Source organism: Streptomyces sp. NBC_01450 (genome assembly GCF_036227505.1).
Taxonomy (GTDB): domain Bacteria; phylum Actinomycetota; class Actinomycetes; order Streptomycetales; family Streptomycetaceae; genus Streptomyces.
Genome location: NZ_CP109482.1, coordinates 40,396 through 60,646 on the forward strand (window position 1 = coordinate 40,396; position 20,251 = coordinate 60,646).

At 65.7% G+C, this 20,251-nt stretch carries 15 protein-coding genes and 7 pseudogenes; 10 read left to right on the forward strand and 12 right to left on the reverse strand.

What is annotated here, in order from left to right:
* Window positions 1-11: 11 nt before the first annotated feature.
* Window positions 12-977, forward strand: a pseudogene (locus OG568_RS59555) (ISAzo13 family transposase); the annotation flags it as partial.
* Window positions 978-1,063: 86 nt separating this feature from the next.
* On the opposite strand, the gene ltrA reads toward OG568_RS59555, so the two are convergent.
* Window positions 1,064-2,326 carry a group II intron reverse transcriptase/maturase gene (ltrA, locus tag OG568_RS59560; protein ID WP_329537798.1) on the reverse strand — a complete coding sequence of 421 codons (1,263 nt, stop codon included), beginning with the start codon at window positions 2,324-2,326 and terminating at the stop codon, window positions 1,064-1,066.
* Window positions 2,327-2,910: 584 nt separating this feature from the next.
* Here ltrA and OG568_RS59565 point away from each other — a divergent pair.
* The 4 genes and pseudogenes from OG568_RS59565 to OG568_RS59580 all read left to right on the forward strand — a co-directional run.
* Window positions 2,911-3,626: pseudogene (locus tag OG568_RS59565) on the forward strand (ISAzo13-like element transposase-related protein); the annotation flags it as partial.
* A 301-nt stretch (window positions 3,627-3,927) separates the two neighbouring features.
* Window positions 3,928-5,147 (forward strand): IS3 family transposase gene (locus OG568_RS59570; protein WP_329530430.1). Its coding sequence is split into 2 segments (ribosomal slippage): window positions 3,928-4,183 and window positions 4,183-5,147, totalling 1,221 coding nucleotides; the frame shifts between segments, so codons are not numbered across the junction.
* Window positions 5,148-5,179: 32 nt separating this feature from the next.
* Window positions 5,180-6,022 (forward strand): annotated as a pseudogene (locus tag OG568_RS59575) (IS1380 family transposase); the annotation flags it as partial.
* Window positions 6,023-6,303: 281 nt separating this feature from the next.
* Window positions 6,304-7,251: a hypothetical protein gene (locus tag OG568_RS59580; protein WP_329538362.1), complete on the forward strand. Its 948-nt coding sequence runs from the start codon at window positions 6,304-6,306 to the stop codon at window positions 7,249-7,251.
* A gap of 239 nt (window positions 7,252-7,490) precedes the next feature.
* Here OG568_RS59580 and OG568_RS59585 read toward each other — a convergent pair.
* Window positions 7,491-7,781, reverse strand: a pseudogene (locus OG568_RS59585) (transposase family protein); the annotation flags it as partial.
* Between the two features lie 93 nt (window positions 7,782-7,874).
* Between OG568_RS59585 and OG568_RS59590 the strand changes: the two are divergent.
* A pseudogene (locus OG568_RS59590) lies at window positions 7,875-9,204 on the forward strand (IS1380 family transposase); the annotation flags it as partial.
* A 158-nt stretch (window positions 9,205-9,362) separates the two neighbouring features.
* On the opposite strand, the gene OG568_RS59595 reads toward OG568_RS59590, so the two are convergent.
* From OG568_RS59595 to OG568_RS59610, 4 genes are all read right to left on the reverse strand, one after another.
* A complete protein-coding gene (locus OG568_RS59595; protein ID WP_443078001.1) occupies window positions 9,363-10,262 on the reverse strand; it encodes a D-alanyl-D-alanine carboxypeptidase family protein in 900 nt (299 codons plus the stop codon).
* 199 nt (window positions 10,263-10,461) lie between these two features.
* A protein-coding gene (locus OG568_RS59600) for an IS3 family transposase (protein ID WP_329530430.1) occupies window positions 10,462-11,681 on the reverse strand; the annotation gives its coding sequence in 2 pieces (ribosomal slippage) (window positions 10,462-11,426 and window positions 11,426-11,681; 1,221 coding nt in all).
* Between the two features lie 180 nt (window positions 11,682-11,861).
* Window positions 11,862-12,572, reverse strand: coding sequence for an anti-sigma factor (locus tag OG568_RS59605; RefSeq protein ID WP_329538363.1), 711 nt, complete (start codon window positions 12,570-12,572; stop codon window positions 11,862-11,864).
* Window positions 12,569-13,129, reverse strand: a complete 561-nt coding sequence (locus OG568_RS59610) for a sigma-70 family RNA polymerase sigma factor (RefSeq protein ID WP_329538364.1) — start codon at window positions 13,127-13,129, stop codon at window positions 12,569-12,571. Before OG568_RS59610 ends, OG568_RS59605 begins: the two co-directional genes overlap by 4 nt.
* Before the next feature lie 666 nt (window positions 13,130-13,795).
* Here OG568_RS59610 and OG568_RS59615 point away from each other — a divergent pair.
* Entirely contained in the window at window positions 13,796-14,647 is an 852-nt protein-coding gene (locus OG568_RS59615) for an IS5 family transposase (protein ID WP_329538358.1), read from the forward strand.
* A 105-nt stretch (window positions 14,648-14,752) separates the two neighbouring features.
* Window positions 14,753-15,561, forward strand: a protein-coding gene (locus OG568_RS59620; protein ID WP_329538556.1) for an IS5 family transposase whose coding sequence is annotated in 2 segments (ribosomal slippage) — window positions 14,753-15,086 and window positions 15,086-15,561 — 810 coding nt in all. Because the reading frame shifts where the segments join, the coding sequence is not laid out codon by codon here.
* Between the two features lie 8 nt (window positions 15,562-15,569).
* On the opposite strand, the pseudogene OG568_RS59625 reads toward OG568_RS59620, so the two are convergent.
* Both OG568_RS59625 and OG568_RS59630 read right to left on the reverse strand, forming a co-directional pair.
* A pseudogene (locus OG568_RS59625) lies at window positions 15,570-15,731 on the reverse strand (IS5/IS1182 family transposase); the annotation flags it as partial.
* A gap of 348 nt (window positions 15,732-16,079) precedes the next feature.
* Window positions 16,080-16,361, reverse strand: a pseudogene (locus tag OG568_RS59630) (transposase); the annotation flags it as partial.
* Window positions 16,362-16,430: 69 nt separating this feature from the next.
* Between OG568_RS59630 and OG568_RS59635 the strand changes: the two are divergent.
* Both OG568_RS59635 and OG568_RS59640 read left to right on the forward strand, forming a co-directional pair.
* On the forward strand, window positions 16,431-16,739 hold the full coding sequence (locus OG568_RS59635) for a transposase (protein WP_329538365.1): 309 nt from the start codon (window positions 16,431-16,433) through the stop codon (window positions 16,737-16,739).
* Entirely contained in the window at window positions 16,736-17,653 is a 918-nt protein-coding gene (locus OG568_RS59640; RefSeq protein WP_060898472.1) for an IS3 family transposase, read from the forward strand. Before OG568_RS59635 ends, OG568_RS59640 begins: the two co-directional genes overlap by 4 nt.
* Window positions 17,654-17,681: 28 nt before the next feature.
* Here OG568_RS59640 and OG568_RS59645 read toward each other — a convergent pair whose 3' ends face one another.
* The 4 genes from OG568_RS59645 to OG568_RS59660 form a co-directional block, all read right to left on the reverse strand.
* Window positions 17,682-18,611, reverse strand: a complete 930-nt coding sequence (locus OG568_RS59645; protein WP_329538557.1) for an IS1380 family transposase — start codon at window positions 18,609-18,611, stop codon at window positions 17,682-17,684.
* A 48-nt stretch (window positions 18,612-18,659) separates the two neighbouring features.
* A complete protein-coding gene (locus OG568_RS59650; protein WP_329538366.1) occupies window positions 18,660-18,809 on the reverse strand; it encodes a hypothetical protein in 150 nt (49 codons plus the stop codon).
* Window positions 18,773-19,855, reverse strand: coding sequence for an ISAs1 family transposase (locus OG568_RS59655; RefSeq protein WP_329538367.1), 1,083 nt, complete (start codon window positions 19,853-19,855; stop codon window positions 18,773-18,775). Before OG568_RS59655 ends, OG568_RS59650 begins: the two co-directional genes overlap by 37 nt.
* 137 nt (window positions 19,856-19,992) lie before the next feature.
* The gene (locus tag OG568_RS59660) at window positions 19,993-20,169 is read right to left on the reverse strand and encodes a hypothetical protein (RefSeq protein WP_329538574.1); all 177 of its coding nucleotides are present in this window, start codon (window positions 20,167-20,169) and stop codon (window positions 19,993-19,995) included.
* Window positions 20,170-20,251 lie beyond the last annotated feature (82 nt).

The window sequence follows — 20,251 nt, forward strand, 5'->3', positions numbered from 1 at the left end:
GAGTCTGAGATATGACCCCGTGTCTGTCAGGCCGCGCTGCCACCCGTGCTCTGCGGACTAAGTTCGAGCAAATCCTGCCGCACTTCGATGAGCGCCGCCGTCGGTTGTACCTGGCCAGTGAGGCGACGGCCCTCGGCCGCGGCGGGATCGTCCGGGTCGCCGCCGCCTCCGGCACCAGCACTGCCACCATCGCGCGAGGTATCGCCGAGTTGGCCGGTTGCTCCTCACCGACCCGACGGGTTCGGGCTCCAGGCGCCGGCCGCAAGCGGCTGACAGACACCGACTCCGGTCTGCTGCCCGCGCTGGAGTCGCTGATCGAGCCGCACACCCGAGGCGACCCCGTCTCCCCGCTGCGGTGGACCACGCTGTCGTTACGGGCCCTGGCCTCGGCCCTCACCACACAGGGCCACCCGATCAGCGCTTCAACCGTCGGACACCTGCTGCACACCCTGGGCTACAGCCTGCAGGGAACCGCGAAGACAACAGAGGGCATCAGCCATCCGGACCGCGATGCCCAGTTCACCCACCTCAATGCCACCGCTACCGAGTTCCTCAACGACGCCCAGCCGGTGATCAGCGTCGACACCAAGGCCAAGGAATGGCTCGGCAACCGGGACCGGCCCGGTCGCACCTGGCGGCCGGGCAAGAACGCGATCAAGGTGGACTGCCACACGTTCACCACCAACGACCAGCCCATGGCGATCCCCTACGGGATCTACGACATTGCCAACAACAGCGGATGGGTCAACGTCGGCACCGACCACGACACCGCCCAGTTCGCGGTGGAGTCCATCCGACGCTGGTGGCAGCACCGCGGACGGACGGACCACCCGAATGCCGGCAGGCTCCTGATCACCGCCGACTCCGGCGGCTCCAACGACCCCCGCCGCTGGACCTGGAAAAGCAACCTTGCCACCTTCGCACGAGAGAGCGGCCTGGAGATCACGGTCTGTCACCTACCTCCCGGAACTTCGAAAGTCGGGTAGCCGGAGGGAGTCACACCCTCCGGCTCCCACAGATCCGTACGTGACGATCTCTCGTCATACGGCTCTTGTCGTCCTGATCACCAGGCCAAGGAGGGGGAACTGATCCATCTCCACTGCGCGAACATCCCCGGGCGGCGCTTGGCTGCCCTCTGGAAGGCCGCGATGGCCTTCCTCATCGCGCGAAACCGTCTGTACTTGTTGCGTAGCCAGCGCACCAGGTAGGCGTTGATGCGCATCAGAATTGGATACAAGGCCGATCGATAGAACCGGCCGTAGTACTGCATCCAGCCCGCGACGATCGGATTGATCCGCTGCGCGAGTTCTTCCACGGTGAGGTTGACCCGCCGGTGAAGCCGCCAGGAGCGGACCTCCTCGCCGAGTCGTTTGAGGGCGTCCCTGCTGACCGCGGGACGGAACGACCATCTGATGCGGCCGTTCTTGTCCCGCATCTGGCGCTGTTGGAGCGTGAACCCCAGGAACGTGAAAGACGTGTGCTCGTACGAGCCGCGCCGCAATCCGTCCCGGCAGTACACGATCCGGGTCTTGGCCGGGTGCAGACACAGCCCGACCTCGGCCATCCTGTCCGAGAGCGCGGCCAGCACTTGGTGGGCCTGGCGCTCGGTGACGCAGTGCACGACCGCATCGTCCGCATAGCGTTCGAACGAGACAGCAGGGAACTCCCGGGCCATCCAGACGTCGAACGCGTAGTGCAGGAACAGGTTCGCCAAAACGGGAGAAACCGGGGCTCCTTGTGGCGTCCCGCACTTCCGTTCCAGCAGGGTGCCGTCGGGCATCTTGAGCGGGGCAGCAAGCCACCTCCGCACATACAGCTTCACCCAAACGGCGTCGGTGTGCGCTACCACCGCCTTGACCAGGAGGTCCCAGGGCACACTGTCGAAGAACTGGGAGATGTCGAACTCGACAACCCAGTCCCGTTTCCAGCTGCGTTCCCGACACTTCTCCACGGCGTCCAAGGCGGACCGTCCGGGCCGGTATCCGAAGCTGTCCGGATGGAAAATAGGATCCACCCTCCGCACCAGATGCCGGGCCACGACGGCCTGAGCCACACGATCAGCGACGGCGGGAATCCCGAGGGTTCTCTCGCCGCCTCCATGTGGCTTGGGAATGGCCACCGCACGCACCGGCGGAGGAAAGTAGGAGCCCGACGACATCCGGTTCCAGACCTTGTAGAGGTTGTTCTTCAGGTCTTTCTCGAAGTCGGCGATGCTCTGTCCGTCCACTCCCGGTGCCCCCTTGTTAGCCCTGACTTCCTCCCATGCTTCCTTGACTTCCCACTTAGAAATCTCAAACGGCTTGGCCTGCGACTTCAACTGGCTCACCGAACTCCTCCCGGACACCGTCCGGTTGATGCGATCAACTCAGTCACGGACGACCCGGCCCCTTCGCTCCACCCCCGTTATAGGGGCTTCTCCACTACTACGAGCCGGTCCGCCGGCGCGTCCCGCATCGGTACTCGGCCCCTTCACGGCACAACCGCTCGGGGTGCTCCCTCTCGCGCGCCCCTACCAGGACGGGCTGTATCGGTACGCGCCTTCTCCAGTTCCACATGACCGCAGCAGATCAGGTTCACGTCGTCTCCATGCCGGACACCGCCTGGCCAGTCGACGGGCTCCCGCCAGGCTTATCCCGGGACGGTTCCAAGCTCCCCGGTTTTGATGTCGTCGGAATCTTTTCGACACGTCAGCAACGATTCACTTGCGTTCGTCTCCCTGATCCCCACCTGACGCCTCTTGGACGCCTTTTCCTCATCGCTCACCACGACAGTCTTCGGCTAACGCGGCATGAGGCGGTTTGAAGTCTCCCCCCGCAGGGCGACTTCGAAGGGCCAATCCTTCATCGGTCACGCAGCACTGCTTCGAGTAACTCGTCCTACATCGAATTCCCCTCTGCATTCAGGACACACTGGAACAAAATAGAGCATCGTATGTTCTGCCACATCACCGCGAACTGGCGGGGGCGACCGCTGACCAGCTACCAGGTCGTCCTCGAGACCATCGCCGCCACAACAACCAAGACCGGCCTAACCATCGGGGCCGAACTGGACACCGGCAGCTACGACCTCGGCATCAGCGTCACACCCGCCGAGTTCCACACCCTTCCGATCACACCCAACGCCTTCCACGGCGACTGGAACTACACACTGTCTCCCGAGCCACCGCGAACGCCCGACGCGCCGGCAACCACTCACCGGACCGACCCGGCCCTGACCATGATGCTCACCGATCCAGCCCTGACCGGCATGTCACGAACCGCCTTTGAGCATTTGGTGGCGGTCTCGGAACCCTTCTGGGACGCCATGGCCGAGGCGGCATTCCAGCGACGCTTCCACCGCCCACGCAGCTACCGACACCCGCAGACCAGCAGCGTGGACCACACCCACCGGCTCCTGGCAGCCATCCTGCGCCGCCGCAGAGCGGTGACCATGACCTTCCTGGCCCAACTACTGGGCGTCAACCGCACCAACCTGTCCATCCAGTACCAGGACGCAAAACGGCTCCTGGACCTGCACCGGATCCTCGTCACGCCGATACCCGGATCACCCGCCCGCACATTGGAACAGCTACACGCCCGAACAACCCCCGCGGAAACCCGTCGCTGACAGTTATTGAAATACGGGCCCTCGGTCTAAGCGAAAATTGCCTACGAGCCGACGGTTTCCGGGCACAACGCCGGAGAACCGCTCGTCGCATCGAGCCCACACACTTCCATGCAAGGACCTCGGCGTCGGCGTACCCCCCCCCAGAGACTGCCTGCATCCGCCGTCGACGCCCCGGCCCGTCAGCACCTGGCTGCTAGGAGTTGTCTTCAAAACTCACGCCCACATCAGCAGGGATGCGAGGGTGACGGCTGCCTGTGAGGCGACCCCTGTGGTGTGGACACTCTGACAATGGATCTTGCAGATCCGAGGGAAGGTGTCCTGGTGGGACGTAGGTCTCCGTATCCGGTGGAGTTCAGGAACGATGCCGTCGCGCTGTACCGCGCGGCGGGCGGGAAGCGCACGTACGCGGCGGTCGCGGCGGATGTCGGGGTGACCGGCGAGACCCTGCGGAGCTGGGTGCGCCAGGCCGACGAGCACGCGGGCCGTGATCACAGCAGCGGCGAGCAGAGCGCGGAGAGCCGGAACGAGGAACTGGCCCGGCTGCGCGCGGAGAACGGCCGGCTCCGCAAGGCAGAGAAGGAATGGGAACTCGAGCGGGAGATCCTGCGCCGGGCAGCCGCCTATTTCGCGAAGGAGATGAAGTGAAGACCCACCGCTGGGACTTCGTCTCCGCCCACGCGGAAGTCTTCGGCGTTCAGCGGATATGCCGGGTCCTGCAGGTCTCGCGCTCGGGCTACTACCGGTGGCTCGCCGGTGCGAAGGTCCGTCGAGAGCGGCAGGCCGCCGACGACGCCCTGCTCGTGGAGATCCGGGAGATCCATACCGAGCACAAGGGCACCTACGGAGTCCGGCGCATCCATGCCGAGCTGCGTGGCTTCGGGCACACCATCAACCGCAAGCGCGTCGAGCGCCTGATGCGCCGGCACGGTATCGAGGGCCGGCACCTGCGGCGCCGCAAGCGCACCACGGTCCCCGACCGGCTTGCACCACCGGCCCCGGATCTCGTCCAACGCAACTTCTCCGCCAGACAGTTGAACGAGAAGTGGTGCGGCGACATCACATACGTCCAGGTCGGCGGGACGTGGCTGTATCTCGCCTGCGTCATCGACATCTGTTCACGCCGGGTGCTCGGCTGGTCGATGGCCACGCACATGCGCACGGAACTGGTCATCGACGCCCTGGAGATGGCCGTGGCGACCCGCGGCGGCCACGTGGGCGGGGTGATCTTCCATGCGGACAGGGGCTCGCAGTACACGTCGGCCGCGTTCGCGCAGGTCTGCAACGGTTTCGGGATCCACAGGAGCATGGGCCGGGTCGGCTCGAGCTACGACAACGCCCTCGCCGAGTCGTTCTGGCAGGGACTCAAGAGGGAGACGATGTACCAGAGGCTGTTCTCCACGATGCCTCAGGCGAGGCTGGAGATCTTCCAGTGGCTCACCTACTACAACGCCCGCAGGCGCCACAGCGCCCTCAACTACCTCTCGCCAGTCGAATTCGAACAACAACAGCAGAGAGCACGTAAACTCACACTCGCAGCATGAACCCCCGTGTCCACACTCCGGGGGACACCTCACACGGCCCGGGCGGAACCGGAGAGCCCGTAGCCGCCCTCCTCAGGCCGGGAAACGCGGGCTCCAACACGGCCGCCGACCACATCACCATCGCCCAACTTGCCCTGGCACAGCTGCCGAAGCATTATCGGCGGGGGCGCCAGACGCTGATCCGCACGGATTCCGCGGGCGGCACCCACGACTTCGTGTCCTGGCTCGCCCAGCGGGGGCGCTGGCTGTCCTACTCGGTCGGCATGGTGATCACGGAAGCGATCCACGAACACGTGCTGAAGGTCCCCGCCTCGGCCTGGACCCCGGCCGTCGAGAGCGACGGTGAGGCCCGTGATGGGGCCTGGGTCGCCGAGCTCACCGGCAAGCTCCTGGACGGCTGGCCGAAGGGCATGCGACTGATCGTGCGAAAGTAACGGCCCCATCCTGGCGCCCAGTTGAGGATCACGGACGCGGACGGCCTGCGAATCACATGCTTCGCGACCAACACCCCCCACCGGCCGATCTCCGCCCTCGAGCTCCGTCACCGGCTGCGGGCCCGGGCCGAGGACCGCATCCGGGCCGCCCGGGCCACCGGCCTGCGCAACCTGCCGCTCCACACCTCAGCCCAGAACAAGGTCTGGCTCGAGATCGTCCAGATCGCCCTCGACCTGCTGGCCTGGATGCCCATGCTCGCTCTCACCGGCAAGGCCCGACTCTGGGAACCCCGCCGCCTGCGATTCCGTCTGTTCTCCGCAGCCGCCCAGCTCGTCACCACCGGCCGACGCAAGATTCTCCGCCTCGCCCGACACTGGCCCTGGACCAGCGAGATCACCGCCGCCCTCGAACGGCTCGCGCTCCTACCCACACCCGCTTGACCAGCAACTTCCCACCACCCCGACGACAACACCACCCGCCCCGGGCAGTGGAACCCGGCGCCCACCCGACGCGACAACCGGGCCGCTGGCCTGCCCACCACCAGCTTCGGAAAGCAAAGGGCCCACCGACTCCGTCGGCGGACCCTCACGAAAGATCGAGGCTAGGAATCGGTGGCCAACTCGACGAAGCTCGTTGAACCCGGTTATCCCCGCGCTCGTAGTATGCATGAGAGTAGGACTCTATCCTATTTGTTTACATAGAGACACGAAGGGTGCCTAAAATGCCATCAAAGGAAATCGAAGAGTTGGCTGATGATGTCATGCGCTGGTGGCAGAATAGGGAAACAGCGAGGGCAGGGGACGGCAAAGAGATCCCTGTCAGTCAAGTATCCGAAGTGGCCAAAGCGATTTACGAGAAAAATGCAACTTTCACCCAGCGCCTGACGGATCGCAAGACAACAAAAATGGCGGCGACTAAGTTGGTTGAGAACTATAGAGCTCAACAAAATCACGAGGCCCGAGAGAGGGAGAGTCGAGAGCGGCAAGAGTACCTGCGTCTCGATCTAAGGACCGACGAAATCCGCCAAAGATCCCAGAACACCCTTGATCAGTATGATGCAAAAACCTACACGAGCACAATGAAGTGGCAGCAGGCCCGCGAACAGCAGAAAGGCATCATTCGAGCAACTAAAAGCGAAATAGAGGAGCGAATAAGGAAATCAGATGCATCCTTGGGTGGCCTGAGGAAAAATCCACAGATCAAGAGCCTGGCAGATGCCGCAGCGGCAGACTATAGAAGCAGTCAAAGTCAAATGGAGGCCGAGATGTCTGATGAGATAAAAAAGCTGGAGTTGCGCGTAGAGGCCGTTGAACGCTTCTGTGAAATAGGCCGAGATCAACAGCGACCCCGCCTAGAGAATGATACTACTTTTACTGCAGCAGAGAACGCTTTGATGCAGCACCTGAAGACGCATGAGGATAGCATCTCGCAAATTGTTACCCATTTGCAGGTGCGCAACCAAATGTATGAGGACAACAAAGAACGCTGGCGGGGCGCTTATATAGCGCGGATCGGAGATATCAAGACGCAGCATACTGAGTCGGTGGCAATTTCGGCATCTCGCCATCCTGCTCCTGGCGCTGGCAGCCCGGGAAGTGCAGGAGCCGGTGCGGCGTCGGTATCGAACAACGTGCCGAATATGAGGCGCCCTCGTGCTCAAGGCCTCTAGATTATCATTGCTTGAGGGGTCGTCGACGTTCCGATGCGGACAGTGCCATTGCAAATTCAGGCGAGGCGATCGGTGCGGAGTCAGGCATTTCTGATAGACACTGAGCTGTTTCAGAGTGGCCACTGATTCCTACCGGTAGTTCGTTAATTCCGGCTGTAGAGGTAAATACCGTGTCCGCAGGTGACCGCGTTGATCAGGGCCTGGAGCTCGGAGGGTGGGTCCTTGAGCTTTTTCCAACCTCACGTTGACGCGTGATGAAGGACGAGGACGGCCTTCACCATGTCGGTGATCCGGTTGGTGCTGCAGCGGAGCTTCCGCAGAAGACGCCAGTCCTTGAGCGTGGCCATAGCTCGTTCGCCGACGCATCGGATCTTGGCGTGACTGGTGTTGTGGCGGCGCTTCCACCCCTTCAGACGGCGACCGCGGAACGGGACTCGAACAGGCCCGCCGGCGCCTTGATACGCCTTGTCCGCCCAGCACTTCAGGCCCGCCTCGGTGAGCGCGTCGATGATTCCGTGGAAGGCGGACGCACCGTCAGCCGGCTGCGGGTGCCGGACAAGACCACCGAGGTCACCGGCTTCACGAAGCTGCTTGCAACACCACCCGACCACCAGGACTAGGACGGTGGCCGCGGAGCGGTCTCGCAGGCCGGGGCCGTGCTGTTGGTGGAAACGGTCCGCAAGAGCGGCTTGGATACGGCAATATCGGCGGCCTTGGCGCCGTGGCGCAGGGCACGGGCGGTGCACGATCCGGGCAAGATCCTGCTCGATGTGGCGCTCGCGGGGCTTTGGGCGGCGACTGTCTGTCCGATATCGCCATGCTGCGGGCCGGGTCGGCCGTGTTCGGGCCGGTGGCCTCCGACCCGACGGTCTCCCGCCTGGCCGGCACACTCGCCACGAGCGGGAAGCGCGCGCTGACCGCGATCCGCCGGACCTGCGCCGACGTCCGCGGCATGTCTGGGCGTTGGCCGGGGACACCGCCCCTGACCAGGGCGGGCAGGTGACCGTGGGCCTGGACGGGGTGCTGGTGATCGCGCACTCGGACAAGCAGGACGCCGCGGCGACCTGGAAGCGGACGTTCGGCCATCATCCGATCATGGGGTTCGTCGACCACGGGGCGGGCGGCGCTGGCGAGCCGGTGGCGGGCCTGCTCAGAGCGGGGAACACGGGCAGTAACACCGCCGCCGACCACATCACCGCCACCCGACTGGCCCTGGCTCAGCTCCCGAAGAGGTTCCGGCGCGGGCGCCGCACACTGATCCGCACCGACTCCGGCGGCGGCACCCACGAGTTCGTCAACTGGCTCGCGGCGCGCGGGGCCGGTGGCTGTCGTACTCGGCCGGCATGACCATCACCGGCACCGTCCACCAGGCTGTGCTGAAGGTCCCAGTCACCGCCTGGACACCGGCGGCCGAGCCCGGCGGCGAGGTCCGCGACGGCGCCTGGGCGGCAGAGACCGGCGGGGACCGCCTGAAGGGATGGCCGAAGGGCATGCGGCTGACCGTCCGCAGGGAACGCCCGCACCCCGGAGCCCGGTTGCGTTTCACCGACGCCGACGGCATGCGCCTGACCTGCTTCGCCACCAACACTCCCGGCGAGGCCATCGCCGGGCTCGACCGCGCCACCGCCAGCGCGCCCGCTGCGAGGACCGCATCCGGGACGCCCGCTCCACCGGCCTGCGCAATCTTCCCCTGCACAGCTTCGCGCAGAACCAGATCTGGCTGGAGACCGTCCAGCTCGCCCTGGACCTGCCGGCCTGGACGCCGATGCTGGCCCTGACCGGCAAGACCCGCCACTGGGAACCGAAGAAGCCCCGCTTCCGCCTGCTCTCAGCCGCCGCACAACTCGTCACCACCGGCCGCCGCCGCTACCTCCGCCTCGCGGCGCACTGGCCCTGGCCGACGCGATTACCGCAGCGGCCGACCGACTCCAAGCTCTGCCGAACCCCGGCTGAGCAGCATCCTCAAGCCCCTGCGGACAGCATCACCCACCGAAACAGTGGAACCCGGCGCCCACCCGACGCGACAACCGGGCCACCACCATTCCCACAACCAGCCCGCAACAGAGAAACGGCCCGCCGGAGAACCGACGGACCGTCATGCAAGATCGAGGTCAGCTGATGCGGGCGTAGCCGTAGTTGACCAATTTTTTGACGTCCGCGGTGCGTGCGGCCGCGGAGGGGGCGGTCAGGACCGCGCCCATGACCGACTCACCGTTCTTCGTTGCGGCGAAGACGAGGCAGTACTTGGCCGAGGTGCCTGAGCCGGTCTTCACGCCCAGTGTGCCGTTCCATCCGAGCAGTGTGTTGGTGTTCGACCAGGTGCTCATCGTGCGTGTGGAGCCGGTCTTGGTGACTGTCCTGGGCCGGTACGACGTGGACTTTACGACGGACTTGAACGTGGACGACTTCATCGCACTGCGGGCAAGGAGCGTCAGATCCTTCGGCGTCGAGTAGTTCGAGCCCTTGCTTATGCCGTCGAACGAGTCGAAGTGCGTTTTCGTCATACCGAGTTGCTTCGCCTTGGCGTTCATCTTGGTGATGAAGTTCTTGGTGCGTGCCGACACCGTCGAGCCTGTGCCGAACTTGTCCGCGAGGGCCATCGCGGCATCGCAGCCGGACGGCAGCAGCATCCCGTAGAGCAGCTGGCGGACAGTGGCCTTGTCACCGACGATCAGGTGGGCCGACGAGGCCCCCTGGGAGACGATGTAGTCGCTGTATGCCTTCTTGATCGTGACCTTGGAGTTCAGATCCAGGTTCGATTGGGTCAGTACGACCTTCGCGGTCATGATCTTCGTGGTGGAGGCGGTGAGCCGCTTCGTGCCGGCGGCCTTGCTGAACAGCGTCATGCCCGTGGTGCTGTTCATCAAGTATCCGCCCTTGGCGGTGATGGTGGGCGTCGCGACAGCCTGCGCCGGTGCCGCGGCGAGGGCACCGGTGGCAAAAACTGTACCCGCCGTGAAGGCGACGGCCGCGGCCCTGCGCACGCGCATGTGCTTGATGCCGGTATTCAAGTCAATTGCCTCGACTTCCTTCAATTGCGTTGCTGTGCAGCTGAGTTGCATGAGTCCGAAAGAATCGACTCCATGTGTGACACGCGTACGGCATCAGTGACCGTTCGATTTGGAAAAGCGATGTACGTCACGTCCCGCCGCGGCGGAGGCGGGGGGTGCCTGTTGAGTGAGGTGTCCCCCGGAGTGTGGACACGGGGGTTCATGCTGCGAGTGTGAGTTTACGTGCTCTCTGCTGTTGTTGTTCGAATTCGACTGGCGAGAGGTAGTTGAGGGCGCTGTGGCGCCTGCGGGCGTTGTAGTAGGTGAGCCACTGGAAGATCTCCAGCCTCGCCTGAGGCATCGTGGAGAACAGCCTCTGGTACATCGTCTCCCTCTTGAGTCCCTGCCAGAACGACTCGGCGAGGGCGTTGTCGTAGCTCGAGCCGACCCGGCCCATGCTCCTGTGGATCCCGAAACCGTTGCAGACCTGCGCGAACGCGGCCGACGTGTACTGCGAGCCCCTGTCCGCATGGAAGATCACCCCGCCCACGTGGCCGCCGCGGGTCGCCACGGCCATCTCCAGGGCGTCGATGACCAGTTCCGTGCGCATGTGCGTGGCCATCGACCAGCCGAGCACCCGGCGTGAACAGATGTCGATGACGCAGGCGAGATACAGCCATGTCCCGCCGACCTGGACGTATGTGATGTCGCCGCACCACTTCTCGTTCAACTGTCTGGCGGAGAAGTTGCGTTGGACGAGATCCGGGGCCGGTGGTGCAAGCCGGTCGGGGACCGTGGTGCGCTTGCGGCGCCGCAGGTGCCGGCCCTCGATACCGTGCCGGCGCATCAGGCGCTCGACGCGCTTGCGGTTGATGGTGTGCCCGAAGCCACGCAGCTCGGCATGGATGCGCCGGACTCCGTAGGTGCCCTTGTGCTCGGTATGGATCTCCCGGATCTCCACGAGCAGGGCGTCGTCGGCGGCCTGCCGCTCTCGACGGACCTTCGCACCGGCGAGCCACCGGTAGTAGCCCGAGCGCGAGACCTGCAGGACCCGGCATATCCGCTGAACGCCGAAGACTTCCGCGTGGGCGGAGACGAAGTCCCAGCGGTGGGTCTTCACTTCATCTCCTTCGCGAAATAGGCGGCTGCCCGGCGCAGGATCTCCCGCTCGAGTTCCCATTCCTTCTCTGCCTTGCGGAGCCGGCCGTTCTCCGCGCGCAGCCGGGCCAGTTCCTCGTTCCGGCTCTCCGCGCTCTGCTCGCCGCTGCTGTGATCACGGCCCGCGTGCTCGTCGGCCTGGCGCACCCAGCTCCGCAGGGTCTCGCCGGTCACCCCGACATCCGCCGCGACCGCCGCGTACGTGCGCTTCCCGCCCGCCGCGCGGTACAGCGCGACGGCATCGTTCCTGAACTCCACCGGATACGGAGACCTACGTCCCACCAGGACACCTTCCCTCGGATCTGCAAGATCCATTGTCAGAGTGTCCACACCACAGGGGTCGCCTCACCTGACGGCGACCTGGCCCCGACAACACAGGCCAGGCTCGAAAAGGTTGACCCAGAGGTCAGGGACGCGGACCTCCCGCTGTCAGTCGACCGACGTTCGACCTGTGTTCATGTGTCAGATCGCCACTTCCACATACCGCTTGCCCTGATCGTTCTCCACGACCACGGACTTCACCTGGTCCATGGGCACGGCCGCGAAGCCCGCGAGGTCCACGCCCTGTCCCTGGACTCCCTGTTTCTGTTCCCCCACCACCCAGCTGCCCGCGGTCTCTCGTTCTCCGGACTTGGAGAGCACGATCAGCCGGCACTTCTCGCCGGTCTGAAGACCGCCGACCGCGGCATTGACCCGGACCCATCCCGCGGCGGGTGTCAGGCTGACCGTCATGGTCGCCTTCGTGGTCGCGTTCGTCGCGGAGCCGGTCTCCACTCCATCCGAGACGGCTGGAGCAGAACGGGAGGCACTCGCCTCGGATGTGGTCTGCGCCTGGCCTGCGACAAAGCCGCCGCCGAGCAGCACACCGGTCAGGACGGCGGCGGCGAGGCCGACCACGAGGTTTCTGCGCCGCTGGGTGACCTTGTCCTCCTCCCGGGCCTGCCGCAACGTGCGTTGGAGGAGCAGTTCACCACCGTCTGGGGGGCCCTCTAGGAAGAACTCCGGTGGTACCTCTCCTAGTTCGGCCTCAAGCGCCCTCAGATCAGCCAACCCCACTTGGCATACCTCGCACCCCTCGATCTGTCCCTCAAGCCGGGCTCGCTCGTCGGTGTCGAGAAGGCCCAGCGCGTGGGCACCAAGGAGTTCGTCATGGGAGTGCTCCTGAACGGTCACACTGCCACCTTTCGAAGCTGAACGTCGCTGCCGGGCTTGCCTACGTACACCTTACGGAGGGCCTTCAGAGCGTGATGGGCACGTGATTTGACGGTACCTTCCGGGATGCCGAGGCGTACCGCCGCCTCGGCCGCACTGCGCCCGTGATAATAGACTTCCATCAGGACATCCCTGTGGTCGGTCTTGAGTTGCGCAAGAGCCTCCATCAGGACGACCGACTCGACGACGTTCTCCGCGTGGTCCTGCTGGACCGGAACCGTCGCCTCGCTCTCGCCCACCTCCGTCGGACGGGCGGTCTTCGCCCGATAGCGGTCCGCCACGAGGTTGCGCGTCACCGTGATCAGCCAACCGCGCAGTGACCCCTGAGGGTTGGAGACGACTTCCGGATGACGCCAGGCACGGATCAGCGTCTCCTGGACCACGTCCTCCGCGATCAGCCGATCACCGGTCAGACGTGTCGCGTACGCCAAGAGGGCTTTGCCGTGTTCTGCGTAGAGGGCCCTGATGACCGCTTCGGTACTTGTGGCTTTTGTGGCACGTGGCCGCAGGATCGCCATTCAGTGTCTCCCATGTGTCCCCGCTGGTTTGATAGACACATCGAGCTGAGCCCCTCGCGGGTTCAACGGGTGGCCGTGACGTGAGTCACTGGCCAACTCTCTTTCGGGAGAGGCCAGTTACGTCGCTTCGATGTGCGTGCAGAGCTGCCGGACTCGTCGGTCCCGGCCCTTGAGGACATCGAGGACCGACGGTTCGGAACGACACCGTGGCCCGCTCCGTCGACGATGAACGGAGTCGGGCCACGGCCTTCCCGTCCGGACCGCAGAGTCCGGTTCGGGGTGGGGATGCCGGGATGCGTACCACTGTCCGCTGCGGGGGAACAGGTCAGTGGTCCACCTCGGGGAGCCAGCATCCATGGGCTACTACGGCGACACGGGCGACGACAGTTCGATTCTGACCGGAGGCGGCCGGAAAACATCGCCTGGCTGAATCCCGCTTACGCTCACGCGTCGCGCCGCCTCCGCCACGCCTCACCCCGCTCCGCCGCCTCCGCCTCGCTCCGCCGAAGAAGAGTGAACTCACCTTCCGAGCCGCGCCGTAGGTGTCGGTATAAGACAAACCGGCAATTGGTGATGCCTGCCGGTGGCTGGTCGCTCTGGGCACGAGACAGGCACGGGCCTGAGTGATCATGGAGTTCTCTACGCTCAGTGATCACCGGAGGGCCCGTGCCTGCTGTGCCATCTTGCCTGCTCGAACCCCTGTGGGACCAGTTCGCCGCCCTGCTGCCCGCGCGCGATGACTATGCGCCGACCCACCCGCTGGGCTGTCACCGTCGCCGGGTCCCGGACCGGATCGTCTTCGAGCACATCGTGCGGGCCCTGGTCCACGGCACCGGATACGAGCGGATCGCCAGTCAGGGCTGCTCGGACCGCACCATCCGACGCCGCGTCAAACTCTGGTCACAGATGGGCATATCAGAGCAGGTCCACGCCCTGGCGCTCCAGGCGTACGACCGGATGATCGGCCTCGGACTGGCCGAGATCTCCGTGGACGGCTGCATCACGAAAGCTCCCTCGGGTGGCGAGAAAGCCGGACGCTCCCCGGTCGACCGGGGCAAGCAGGGGCTGAAGCGATCGGTGGCCTCCGACGCGGCCGGGGTCCCTCTCGGGATCGTCTCCGCAGGCGCCAACCGGCACGACTCACCGCTCCTCGGCCCCACCCTCGGAGCAACGAAAGCCCAGGTAGGAGCGCTCCCAGAGCAAGTGAACATCAATCTCGACCGCGGCTACGACAGCGCCAGGACCCGTGCCTTGCTCGACGAGTTCGGCTTCACCGGCGAGATCGCCCGCAAGGGCGTGCCCGCACCGATCCAGGCCGGCAAGCGGTGGGTGGTCGAGCGTTCACACTCGTGGATGAACGGCTACGGCAAGCTGCGGCGCTGCACCGAGAAGGACGGCAGCGCCGTGGACTTCTACCTCTACCTCGCCGCCGCTTTCGTCACGCTCCGCATGCTCATCCGACGCTCGACGAGCCGCTATCGCTGGGACGGCCGCCCCACCACCCGACGCCTCAAGTGATCCATTTGCCGGTCGGTCTAAGAACTCCTAACAAAAAGACGCTTCCGCCCTCGGAATGTAGGTATCTGACGGAGTGTTTGCCTTCATGTGAGAAGTGGTGAGCAGCTGCCGTGGATCGTGTCCGATGAACTGTGGGCGCGGATCGAGCCGTTGCTGCCGGTTGTGCCGCGCCGCACCGATCACCCGGGGCGCAAGCGTCTGGACGACCGCAAGGTGCTGTCGGGCATCCTGTTCGTGCTGTACACCGGCATTCCGTGGGAGTTCCTGCCCCAGGAACTGGGCTTCGGCTCCGGCATGACCTGCTGGCGGCGTCTGCGTGACTGGAACGACGCGGGTGTCTGGCAGCGTCTACACGAATCGCTGCTGGCCGAGCTGAATGCCGCAGGCGCCCTGGACTGGTCGACGGCGGTGATCGACGGCTCCCACGTGCGGGCTATGAAGGGGGGCCCAAAACCGGACCGAGCCCGGTCGACCGTGCCCGAACTGGCTCCAAGCATCATCTGATCACCGAAGCGCACGGTATCCCGCTGGCCGCGTCGCTGACCGGCGGCAACCGCAACGACGTCACCCAGCTCATGCCGCTGATCGAGGCCATTCCGCCAGTGCGCGGGCGACGCGGACGGCCCCGCCGGCGCCCCGTCCGGCTCTACGCCGACCGGGCATACGACCATGACAAGTACCGTCGGCAGGTCCGGGCGGTCGGGATCACCCCGGTCATCGCCCGCCGCGGCACCGAACACGGCTCAGGACTGGGCATCCACCGATGGGTGGTCGAGCAGAGCTTCGCGCTGCTGCACTGGTTCCGTCGGTTACGTATCCGCTGGGAGATACGCGACGACATCCACGAAGCCTTCCTCCGCCTGGCCTGCAGCATCATCTGCTGGCGACGACTGAGGAACCTCTCACTTTGTTAGGAGTTCTAAGTGTCACCGCACCGCAGGTGGGCCAGGGCGAGCAGGGCCTGACGTCCGGCAGGAAGGCGCCGCCACCGCGTTCCGATCTCCTGCTGCCGGGCTGTCAGTTGCCCGGTCGGGAACCGCAAGGTGCGGCTGGACAGATCAATCGAGGACGGGTAGACAAGCACACGAAGCTCCTGGCGGACACGGGTGATCTTGGTCGAGAACCCGTCTACCAGGAGCTTCGTCGTTGTGCAGGACAGTCCAACTCGCCGTCAGCACCGCCAGCTTGAAAAGGACTCATGCAAGGGACCCTGACCGTACGGCAACGATGGAAACGCCTTCACTCTTCTGGGGTGTGGATGAAGAGGCTCAGCCCGGATCCACCGGCGTGATTCCGGTGTGATCGTTTCGGGGTCGTGCAGGCCGTGTCTGGGCTGGGCTGCGGATTCGGACATGGGGTGGCCGCTGGTCTGCCCAGCTCTTCCACTTGTCCACAGGTCTCGGGCCCTTTCGGGCGGGTTGGTCAGGGAGCGTCAGAAGGCTGGTGGCGCATGCACCGTGCTGAAGAGTTGGGTGAAGTCCTCGCTCCAGGGCCAGCGTTCGGGCAGGTGCAGGGTGAGGCGGCGGGCGGATCGGGCCAGGCGGGCGGGCACGTTGATCAGGTGGTCACGGATGGTGGCGGTGGTCGCTCTGGCATGGAATGTTCCGGCCAGGGCGCCGGCGGCGCGGGTCAGGTTGTGTGCCAGGGCCGCCAGGGCGAGCCATGCAGCATTGGCCTGGAAGCGGCCGGACGGTGCGTGGGCGAAGGCGCTGTTTGAGGTTCCCCCGAGATGCGGAGTGTGTTGACAGAGGGTCAGATGGGACTCATGAGAGGAACATCGACCATGGCTGCCCCCAGGAAGTACTCGCTGGAGTTGCGTGAGCGTGCGGTGCGGATGTACCGCACCGCCGAACCGAAGCCCCAAATCAAGAAGCTCGCCGTCGACCTCGGCGTGCATCCGGAGGCGCTGCGCGGCTGGATCCGCCAGGCCGAGGCGGACGCCGACGAGCGGGATGATCGGCTGACCACCGATGAACGCGCCGAACTTGCCGCGCTGCGCAAGGAGAACATCCAGCTCAAGCGGGCAAACGAGGTCCTGCGGACGGCCTCGGCGTTTTTCGCGGCGCAGCTCGACCCGACCCGGCCCAGGTGACGGCGCTCGTTGACGAGCACCCGCACCTGGGGGTCGAGTGCGTACTCCGGGAACTCTCCATCGCCTCCTCGACGTACTACCGCTGGCGTCGTGCCGAGCGCGAGCCGTGCGAACGCCGGCGCCGGGACGTGGAACTCACCGGGCAGATCAAGGAGATCCACGCCGACTCGGGCGGGATCTACGGCTCGCCGCGCGTGCACGCCGTGCTCAAGCGCGAGGGCGTCCGCGTGGGCCGCAAACGGGTCGAGCGCCTGATGCGCGAGGCCGACATCGCGGGCATCAGCCCCCGCCGAAGCGGCTTCACACGCCGCGATCCCAAGGCCACACTCGCCCCGGACCTGGTCGAGCGGGACTTCACCGCATCCGCGCCGAACCGGCTGTGGGTCACCGACCTCACCATGATCACCACCGGTGAGGGGCCCTTGTGGCTGTCCGCGATCCGGGACGCGTTCTCCCGCCGGGTGGTCGCCTGGGAAACCTCCGCCCGCGCGGACGCCGACCTGGTCCTGACCACCCTCGAGTACGCCCTCGCGAGCCGGGAGGTCGAACCGGGCAAGCTGGTCCACCATGCCGATCACGGCTGTCAATACACATCCGTGAAGCTCACAACTCGACTACTACGAGCGGGAGTTGAAGCATCCATGGGCTCGGTCGGGGACAGTTACGACAACGCTCTCGCGGAGAACCTGTGGATGATCATCAAGACGGAGTGCATCCGCGGCCGCGTCTTCGCCACCCGGGCCGAGGCGAATCTCGCGCTCTTCGAGTACATCGACGGCTTCTATAACTCCCGGCGCATCCAGAAGCGGCTCGGCTACCTCAGTCCGGTCGAGTTCGAGGAGAAGCACTACGCCGACCAGGCAACGGCCGAACGAACGAACCTGAAACCCCGTCAACCCGCCCTGACCAGCTGATCAGCACCTCCCGCACACCGGGGGAACCTCAGTTCTTGACATCGGCGATCACCTGCTCGACGACAGCGTGCCGGCGGTGATCACGCTCGGCATCCCTCAAGGCGAGCGGGGAGTCGGTGAACGCGGCGTGGTAGCGCCAGGTGTCGAACAGGCTGCCCTGCCCGGCGGGGACGGCGTCAGGGTTCAGGCGTTTGACGCGGCGCACGATCGGACGGGCGGTGACCTGTTGTTTCTTCGGCTTGGAAGTGAACGCGGTGTAGGGGACCTCGGCTATCTCGGCGTCGGAGATCCAGCACTGGCCCTCCTCGTCCCAAACAGCCTTGGGGTACTTGATCGGCGTCCAGGCGGTCTCATCGATGTGGGCGATGGCGGCCTTGACGGAAGCGTTCATCCGCATGGTGACGGAGAAGCGCGCGCCCAGCGCCCGGCAGGAGTTCACGACGTCGGCGCCGTAGAACGCGGAGTCCGCCCGCACCACCAGCAGGCCGCTCGCGCCGCAGGCGCGGGCGGTGCGGATGGTCTCGGCCGCGAACGCTGCCGCCCCGCGCGCTGAGTTCGAGGGCCCTTTGCGCAGCCTGGTGGCGGCGATCACGGGGGCGGACAGGGGTGTGGAAACGATGCCGAGCAACGCGTTCAGGCCCTTGACCTTGCTGTATCCGTAGCCTGCACCCTGTTTGGCGTAGCCGTAGGTGCGGCGGATGGTGTCGTCGATGTCCGCGTAGGCGACCTGGTCCGCGCCGGGCAGCAACGGGGTGTGACGGGCCAGTTCGGGCAGGAACCGGCGTGCCACGGCATGCAGTTGCTTCACATGCCCGTGCGTGAAGGAGCGCAGGAACGACCCCGGCGTGGACGGGGCCCGCACCCCGGAGAACAGGCGGCCCATCGCGCCATGCCGTAGCCGGTCCATGTCCGCGATGCTGTCGGCGCCCGCGGCCATACCGCCCACCAGCGACATCAGCTTCGCGGCGGGGAAGGAGCCGGTGCCGTCCTTCGAGACAGGGCTTGATCAAGTTCCGTGAGTGTCTGGGTTGTTGGTGATGCCCAGGATGGCGAGTGCTCGTTCGGGTTCGTGGCGGATGGCGCGGGTGGTCTTGGCGATGTTGTCGGCTCCGAGGGTCTTCAGGGTGCCGATGGCGAGGTTGCGGATGGTGGCCATGGCGCGGGGTGCGGTGCCGGTGTGAATGGTCGAGGCGTCCTCGGCGAACGTGACATCTCTGATGTAGTGGGAGGAATTTTCGATTCCCCAGTGCCCGCGGATGGCGGCGGCGAGGTCGGCGGGGCGGGTTTGATGGGCGGCGAGGCTGGTGACCGCGTAGACGTTCTCGCGGGTTTCGGGCCGGCCGGTGGGCTTGCGGCGGCGGTGGACCCGGATGGCGAGGTGGGCGTGGGGAAAGCGATGCCGCCGAGGTTGTCGGCGATAGCGCAGGTCTTGATCGAGCGGGACTCGCGGCGGCCGTGGGCGGTGGCGGAGGCGGTGTGCTGGACCTTGATCGAGGTCCAGGGCAGGGCGGCGAGCTGGGCGTAGGCGGTGGGCTGGTTGGTCTTGATGACGGCGATGTAGTGGGCCTTCTTCGTCTCGACCAGCCAGGTGATGTTGGCCTTCACCGAGTGGAGGGCATCGAAGGTGACGACGGTGTCGGCGAGGTCGAGCGGTGCCAGCAGGGGTTTGAAGTGGCGCACTTCGTTGGTCTTCGCACCGACTTCGACCTGGGCAATCGTGGCGACGCGGTCGTGGGTGACCGCCGAGAGCAGGTGACGGCGCGGCGCGGCCAGGCGGGCTGAGCCCTTGAGGGCCTTGCCGTCCACGGCGATGACCTGCCGCGATCGGGTCTCGGGCACGTCCGCGGACGCGGTGATGCGGTGCCGGCCGGCCAGGTAGGCGCCCACAGCCTGGTCCAGGGCGTCGCCGTCAAGTGCCTGAAGGACGCGTCCGAGAGTGACCGGCTTGGGGCTGCGCCGCCAGCCGAGCAGGTGACGGCGTACCCCGAGGGATGCCAGCAGCGAGTTCGTGGCCCGCTCGCCGAACTCGGCGAGCTCGTCGATGCTCTTCGCGCCGCAGACAGCCGCGCAGGCACACACCAGCAAGATCGCCGTCAGCGAGTACCACCGGCCCCGGCGTGAGCGCGGATCCGGAACCGATTCAAGGTAGGGACGCAGGTCAGCGATCCGGTCCGCATCCAGCGGCCCCAGCTTCTCCAGCACGGCAGGGATAGGGGAAGATGCAACAGCAGGCACGGGACATCCTCGTGATCATCTGGCTTCGACACCACAATGATCACGAACCCCCGTGCCTGCTCTGCTATCCGCCCCTACCCGCTGATCGCCAACTCTCCACGCAATCAGGGAACTTGACGGAGCCCTGCCTTCGAGACCGGCAGCCTGATGTGCTCCCCGGCCAACGTCGGCAGACCGCACCGCTCGGCCAGCCGCACCACCGGCTCCAGCCCGCCGTACGCGACCAGGTTCGGATCATCGAACGTGGAAGAGACCGCCGCCGCGGCATGGGAGGATTGCATCTCGAAAGTGCCTTGCCGATCGTGCCTGATGTGGTCCTAGAGAAACCCCATCATCGCAGGTCACAAGGCACTTCTTCGTTTC